Source organism: uncultured Blautia sp., assembly GCF_902497045.1.
In the GTDB taxonomy this organism is placed as follows: domain Bacteria; phylum Bacillota; class Clostridia; order Lachnospirales; family Lachnospiraceae; genus Blautia_A.
Genome location: NZ_CABVDF010000138.1, coordinates 1 through 7,443 on the forward strand (window position 1 = coordinate 1; position 7,443 = coordinate 7,443).

Annotated in this window: 5 protein-coding genes and 1 pseudogene; 5 read left to right on the forward strand and 1 reads right to left on the reverse strand. The window is 42.4% G+C overall.

Going from position 1 to position 7,443, the window contains the following annotated elements; all coding sequences use genetic code 11:
* The 5 genes and pseudogenes from RDS42_RS10115 to ybaK form a co-directional block, all read left to right on the forward strand.
* Positions 1–274: pseudogene (locus tag RDS42_RS10115) on the forward strand (hypothetical protein); the annotation flags it as partial.
* A 189-nt stretch (positions 275–463) separates the two neighbouring features.
* Positions 464–2,533 (forward strand): NlpC/P60 family protein, encoded by a 2,070-nt coding sequence (locus tag RDS42_RS10120; protein WP_308783557.1) that lies wholly within the window; start codon positions 464–466, stop codon positions 2,531–2,533.
* Positions 2,534–2,619: 86 nt separating this feature from the next.
* Positions 2,620–3,852, forward strand: coding sequence for a transglutaminase domain-containing protein (locus tag RDS42_RS10125; RefSeq protein WP_308783558.1), 1,233 nt, complete (start codon positions 2,620–2,622; stop codon positions 3,850–3,852).
* A gap of 24 nt (positions 3,853–3,876) precedes the next feature.
* Positions 3,877–5,142, forward strand: a complete 1,266-nt coding sequence (locus RDS42_RS10130) for a DUF4203 domain-containing protein (RefSeq protein WP_308783559.1) — start codon at positions 3,877–3,879, stop codon at positions 5,140–5,142.
* Positions 5,126–5,602, forward strand: coding sequence for a Cys-tRNA(Pro) deacylase (ybaK, locus tag RDS42_RS10135; RefSeq protein ID WP_308783560.1), 477 nt, complete (start codon positions 5,126–5,128; stop codon positions 5,600–5,602). Before RDS42_RS10130 ends, ybaK begins: the two co-directional genes overlap by 17 nt.
* Before the next feature lie 56 nt (positions 5,603–5,658).
* Here the strand turns inward: ybaK and RDS42_RS10140 are convergent, their stop codons facing one another.
* Positions 5,659–7,299: an ATP-binding cassette domain-containing protein gene (locus RDS42_RS10140; RefSeq protein WP_308783561.1), complete on the reverse strand. Its 1,641-nt coding sequence runs from the start codon at positions 7,297–7,299 to the stop codon at positions 5,659–5,661.
* Positions 7,300–7,443: the final 144 nt, after the last annotated feature.

Below are 7,443 nucleotides of genomic sequence, written 5' to 3' on the forward strand. Positions count from 1 at the left end.
AGTGCAGCATAACAGTTATGAAAAAGAATTAAAAAACAGACTGAAAAGCTATATCAGGAACGGGGAAGCGGACAGATATACAGACCCGGCAATTTCTTTTGGCAATTTCGGACAGATTATAGAATATATTAAGACGCAGCATGAGACATATCTGAAAAAAGAAAGAAATATCACAGATGATATCAGATATATCTTAAATGTGTGCGGACAGGTATTTCAGGGAGTATGTCAGCTTTGTACGGGCTTGATTCTGACACAGATGCCAGCCTTTTAAATTTATGTAAGTATGAAAAAAATATGAATTTTATGCTAAAACCGCCGGGGTGTAAACTCCGGCGGTTGATTTTGGAAAAACTGTGTGCTAAAATGAAAAAGGTTATATGTAAGCATTTAGCATCTAGGAAGGCATACCTTTATGTAGGGGAATAAAGATATGTTCTTAGAAGGGAGTTATTCTACCAGAATGAAGAACAAATATCTTACAAAATATTTATGTATTACTTTGATATCAGCTACGGTTTTATCAACACCGGTATCTGTAACGGCAGACGGTGCTGAGGGAACCGCACTTTTGGATATTGGAGATGGAAGTTCACAGGAACCGGCAGAGCCTGAGCCAACTGCTGTGCCATTGCCGACAGTGGCACCTGCGCCTACGGAGGCGCCGGTACCGACAACGGCACCTGTTCCTACGGAGGCGCCGGTTCCTACAACGGCTCCTGAGCCCACAGGGACACCGGAACCGACTGTTGCGCCTGTTCCTACGGAAGCGCCGGTTCCTACAACGACTCCTGAGCCCACAGGGACACCGGAACCAACTGTAACACCAGGACCGACTGTAACACCGGGACCTACAGGGACTCCAACACCGACTCCTGGTGATCAGACGGTGGAAAAATTGATTTATGAGATTGAACAGCTGTCAAAAGAAAAAATCACATTAAAACATCAGCCAAAGGTAGAAGCATTGCGTAAGGCATATGATAAGCTTACAGAAGAGCAGAAAAAGCTTGTGACAAATTATAAAAAGCTAGAGCAGATGGAAAAACAGATAGCTGAACTTAAGGAAGAAGAAAATAATAATACCGACGGCGAACAGACGGATATTTCTGACGGAACAGAAACAGGAAGGGAAGGAACACCGGTATATTACAGCAGTATGGTGGCCAATCTTCATGCAGGCCGTGAATTTTATCTGGATAGTTTGAAAAATAATTATCAGCTTTCTTTTTCCGAAGATTTTTCTTCTGTAATGGATGAGATAGAAAAAGAGTACAAAGAAAAAAATAAACTTACGGACTCCAGTGATTCACGAAGCAATAAACTGACTTCTTCCTCAGACTCACTTCTTGTAAGAAACTGGCAGGATATTCTTGCTGTTTATGTATATGAAAAAAGTCAGGAAGGCGTGACGGAATTCCAACTTGACAGCAGTGCCAAGAATGATCTTGCAGAAATTTTTGCCGAACTGAATCCGCTTATAAGAGATGAAAAACAGCCGTCACATGTTTCTTATGGAAATTATCATATCAATCATTACATAAAAGAAAATAAGATCAAACAGGAAGACAGAGCAATCCTGAAAAAATATGTAGAGACAGACTGTAAACTTTTGTGTGCTGTTGTTACGGACGCAAAAGGATTTGTGCGCCAGAGTGTAGGAGAAAATGTGTCGGAGGAGAGAGTGAACGTTATTACGGCAGCTTATTCTCTTGTGGGAGAGGTCGGTTATTTCTGGGGCGGCAAATCAACAGTGATCGGTAAAGATTCCAGCTGGGGAAATGCGGAAAAAGTATCTGCAGAGGGCAGCCCGAGCACAGGAACAGTAAGGGCTTACGGACTGGACTGCAGCGGCTTTGTTACCTGGGCAGTGATCAATGGCTATCTGGATCAGAATATGCAGGAAACGATTGGTGACGGAACATCTGCTCAATGGCTGAATGCCAATGTGGTAAGTGAGCAGGATGCGCAGCCGGGAGACCTGGTATTTCAAAGCGGACCGGAGGCAGGAAGCAATAATCATGTAGGTATTATCTGCGGTCAGACGGATGCAGGAGACTGGATCGCAGTTCACTGTTCTTCCAGCAAAAATGGTGTAACAGTGGGAGAAGCATACGGTGCAAGTTTCCGGTATATCCGACAGCCGGATTTTTATCCTACAGAAGAAGAACTGGCACAGATGCTCAGTGATGGATCCTCAGCAGATAATGCAGAAGTTCCGGACGGCTTTACGCCAACTGAGGAAACAGATACAGAATTTACTTCCGGAAGCACTCAGGAGGATACAGCTGATACGGAATCAGAAGAAATCTTTGTTTCCGGTGACGGAGATGACGACGTTATCGTTACTTTTGAGGATACTGCAGATAACAGTAATGCTGCCCTTTCTGACGGCAGCGGGAACAATGGGAATGTTGAAGTGACAGATACTTTGCAGGCAATCCTTGACCAGAATGTTTCTGTCTATGGAACTTCGGAAATTCTTCCGGGAAAACCGGAAACGGATGATATTGAGATTGTGTTCAGTGACTGATCGCAGATATCTATAGAGATAAAAAATATGCCCATGCGGATTGGAATACGGCCGCATGGGCATGATTTTTCAAAAAGGAGAATCAGATGAAGAGAAAGCGATTTCCGGGCAAAGGATTCTTGATTCTTGTTTTGCTCCTGGCAGTTTTATGCTTTGCATCTTATTGTGTATATAGGGATAAATGGATTGGAGAAGATGAGAATTCGGTACTGAATTTTGCAGAAACATTGTTAAATCCGGAACCGGAAGAAGTGCAGAAGCTTAGAAAACAGAACGTTTCACAGACGGATGAGGGACATCAGGAATACTATTTTTCTCTTTTGTCGGACGAAGAGAAAAGAGTGTACAGAGAAATGCTTCAGGGGATTCGGCAGCGGAAAGAAGAATTTTATCTGACCACAGCAGATGAAGCTCTGGTTGATAAAGTCTACCATGGAATACTGAAAGATCACCCGGAACTGTTTTGGATTCATAATCGTCAGCCTGTTTATCGGACTTCATATCCGGGAAAAGATTACTGCAGTTTTTCACCAGGTTATACATATACTGAACAGGAGATGCAGGAAATCCAGCATTCAATGGAGACTGCGTTTCAGGAAATCTGTGTACAAACTGCAGATATGACAGATGATTATGAGAAAATCAAAGAAGTATATACGTATCTGATCGATACTGTAGATTATGTCTCTACAGAGGATGATCAGAATATTGCAGGAGTGTTCTGGAAAAAACAGGCGGTCTGTGCCGGATATGCAAGGGCCGTTCAGTATATTTTGGAGAGATTTGGCATTCCTTGTATCTATGTGGAGGGAGATACGGCCGGAAGTACAGAGGGGCATGCGTGGAATATTGTGCGTCTTGATGGAAAATATTATTACGTAGATGCCACTAACGGAGATCAGCCGGAGTTTTTGGAGGGAGACGCGGTGGAACTGCTGGAACATAAGACCACCATGTATGATTATTTATGTCCTTTTCCAGAAGAATATGAGCGCATATATACTGCATCATCGGAATTTCCTGTGCCGGAGTGCACGGCAACTGATAAAAATTTTTATGTTTTAAATCAGGGATGCTTTGAGAATTATGACAGACAGGATCTATATGAATATTGTCAGATGCGTCTGGATAATGGTGCGGCAGTGGTTCGGTTTAAATTCAGCAGTCAGGATGCGTATAATGAAGCTTACAGGGAATGGATCCAGGAAAGTTATATTAATCATATAGCTGAATATTATCTTCAAATGTACGGGATGAATTCAGTGGAATATCATTATGGCCTTCTTGAAAATATGAAGACCATGTATTTTATGTTTTGATTTTGTGTGATGGAGGAAAAGAGTATGAATGCTATTCTGGATATCTTGCTTCGAGGTATGGATATTATAGAAAGACTTCGAACATCATCTGCTTTAACAGATATTCAGATGATTATATTTGGAGTTTTGCTGGTATTTGGTGTGATAAACTGTATTTTGGGGTACCGTCTGCTGCGGTTTTGGATGATGCTGTTTGGGTTTGTGATAGGAGCAGGCCTGGGATATGGTGCCTCGTTTTTAATGGGAATATGGGACACGGCCATGCAGCTGGCAGTGGCAGCAGGAGTAGGAGCGGTTCTGGCGATCATTGTATTTATAAGTTATAAAGCCGGCATTTTTGTAATGGGTGCAGGCCTTGGACTTGGCATTGCTGTTTATGTGCTGCATCCAACTACTTCGCTGATGTTTTTTGTGTGCCTGCTTGCAGGAGTAGGGATTGGAAGTCTTGCAATAAAGTGGGCAAGGGAAGTGATCATTACCGGAACGAGTCTTCTGGGAGGAGCTATGGCAGGAATGGCTCTGGCAAAGTTGGGGGGACTTGCGGAATTTCCTTATGGGGTTGGTCTTAGTGCAGCATTTGCGGCATTGGGAATGCTGATCCAGTTTGCTACGAATAAGAAGAAATACATAGATGAGTATGAAGAAGAGGAAGAATATGCGAAGCCTGTAAAGAAAAAGGTGAAGAAGTCCGTGGAAAAAGAACAGGAAGACGACTATGTTTACAGAGAGCCTTTGAGAAAAATGGAATCTCGTCCCAGAGGAAATTCTTCCCGAAGAGAAAGACCTGTGGATATTCAGGTTGGTGAGGAGCGAACGAAACGCGGAGAATATTACGGGCTTGACTCAGATAAAACGATTGTTTATCGGCCGCGTAAAAAATCAGAACCAGAATTTGATCTTCCGTTGGATTCTTATGCATATGATGACTCTTACGGAAGAAGACCCTATCCAAAAAATTCTTCTAAGAAAAAAACATATACCGTCAGGGTGGAAAATCCGGATTTTTCAGGAAGGGAAGAACGGAGAGGAAGCCGGTACGATCATTCTTCCGTCAGTCATCAGAAAAACTCTTTTTATGCAGATCTGTATGATGAAGATTTTAGCGACAATGAGGAGTTTTATGATGATGCAGATTTATATGACGAACTGGATCTGATTGACGAAGATGAACTGGATGAAGAGATTTTAAGAGAAATGATGGAAGAAGAAGACAGGGAAAGTATTCTCCCATGGAAAAAGTATGGAGAGAAAAAATCCCGGAAAGAAGGACGCAATGGCAAAAGAGGCTAAAACAAATGCTATGAGGATGCTGGATCGAAAGAAGGTGTCCTATGAGGCTTTTCCTTATGAGTGTGACGAGTTTATTGATGGATGTCACAGTGCAGATCTTATTGGTGCACCTTATGAACAGTCTTTTAAGACCCTTGTAATGGAGGGAAAAAGCGGTGCCTATTATGTGTTTGTGGTACCTATTGAAAAAGAAGTGGACAGAAAAGCTGCTGCAAGAGCTGTAGGAGAGAAAGCGGTAGATATGATCCATGTAAAAGATATCCTGAAGATTACGGGATACGTAAGAGGGGGCTGCAGTCCTTTGGGAATGAAAAAACAGTATCCGGTGATCTTTGATTCTTCGGCAGAGCAGTTTCAGGAAATATATGTCAGCGGAGGAAGAATTGGTCTGACTCTGAAAGTGCCTATGGAAAAATTACTTGAAGTTACAAACGGAAAAACAGCAGACATCACAGTATAAGTGGTGGCTGCTGTTTTTTTGGAATTCAGTAGAGATCAGTTCGTCTGCCCTGAATATCAGTTGTCGTTTGCGTCATCTTCATTCATAGTATAGACGTGACGTTTCTTGGCCATTTCATCACTTGCCAGATATTCGTCATAGGTAGTGATCTTATCGATCAGCTTGCCGTCAGGAAGGATTTCCATGATACGGTTAGCTGTGGTCTGTACAAACTGGTGATCGTGGGAAGTAAAAAGAATAACTCCCGGGAATTTGATCAAACCGTTGTTTAAGGCTGTGATTGATTCCATGTCAAGATGGTTGGTAGGTTCGTCAAGGAGAAGAATGTTGGCGCCGGAGATCATCATCTTGGAGAGGAGACAACGGACTTTTTCTCCACCTGAAAGAACTCTGACACGTTTTACACCGTCTTCTCCGGGGAAGAGCATACGTCCAAGGAAACCGCGGACATAAGTAGCATCTTTGATCTCGGAATATTGTGTCAGCCAGTCTGTAATCGTTAAATCATTGTCAAACTCGGCTGTATTGTCCTTTGGAAAATATGCCTGAGAAGTTGTCACACCCCATTTATAATTTCCTTCGTCCGGCTCCATTTCGCCCATAAGGATTTTGAAGAAGGTGGTGATAGCCTGTTCGTTTGCTCCTACAAAGGCAACTTTATCATCATGTCCAAGGGTAAAGGAGATATTGTCCAGGACTTTTACGCCGTCAATGGTTTTTGAAAGATTTTCTACCATAAGTACTTCGTTTCCGATCTCACGGTTGGGACGGAAGTCGATATATGGATATTTACGGCTGGAAGGACGCATTTCATCCAACTGAATTTTTTCAAGTGCACGTTTACGGGATGTTGCCTGTTTGGATTTGGAGGCGTTGGCACTGAAACGGGAGATGAATTCCTGAAGCTCTTTGATCTTTTCTTCCTTTTTCTTGTTTGCTTCTTTCATCTGTTTGATCAGAAGCTGACTGGATTCAAACCAGAAATCATAGTTTCCGGCATAAAGCTGGATCTTTCCATAGTCAATGTCGGCAGTATGGGTGCAGACTTTGTTAAGGAAATATCGGTCATGGGATACTACAATGATAGTATTTTCAAAATTGATCAGGAATTCTTCCAGCCATTCGATAGCCGGGAGATCCAAATGGTTGGTAGGTTCGTCAAGGAGAAGGATATCAGGATTTCCAAAAAGAGCCTGTGCAAGAAGAACTTTTACCTTCTGGCTTCCGGTAAGCTCTGACATTAAAGTGTAGTGAAGTTCCGTTTCAATGCCAAGACCGTTAAGAAGGGTTGCGGCATCGGATTCTGCTTCCCATCCGTTCATTTCTGCAAACTCACCTTCCAGCTCACTTGCACGGATGCCGTCTTCGTCTGTAAAGTCTTCTTTGGCATAAATGGCTTCTTTTTCTTTCATGATATCATACAGTCTTGCATTTCCCATGATGACTGTATCCAGTACGGGATAAGTATCATATTTGAAATGATCCTGCTGCAGGAAAGAAAGTCTCTGACCCGGAGTAATGACAATATCTCCGTTGGTGGGTTCAAGCTGACCGGAAAGGATTTTAAGGAAGGTGGATTTTCCGGCTCCGTTAGCTCCGATGAGACCGTAGCAGTTGCCCTCTGTAAATTTGATGTTTACATCTTCAAACAGAGCTTTTTTACCAACTCTTAGTGTGATGTTATTTGCTGAAATCATAAGGTACCTCTTTTCTTCATTATGGTTTCGTTGTTGTTTTTATATAATGCTGTTTTTGCAGCTCATTCCCATTGTACCTTAAAGTGCGGATTTTGCAAGACTTATTTTCTTGAAAAATAAAAGAGATACTGCTAAATCTATAGA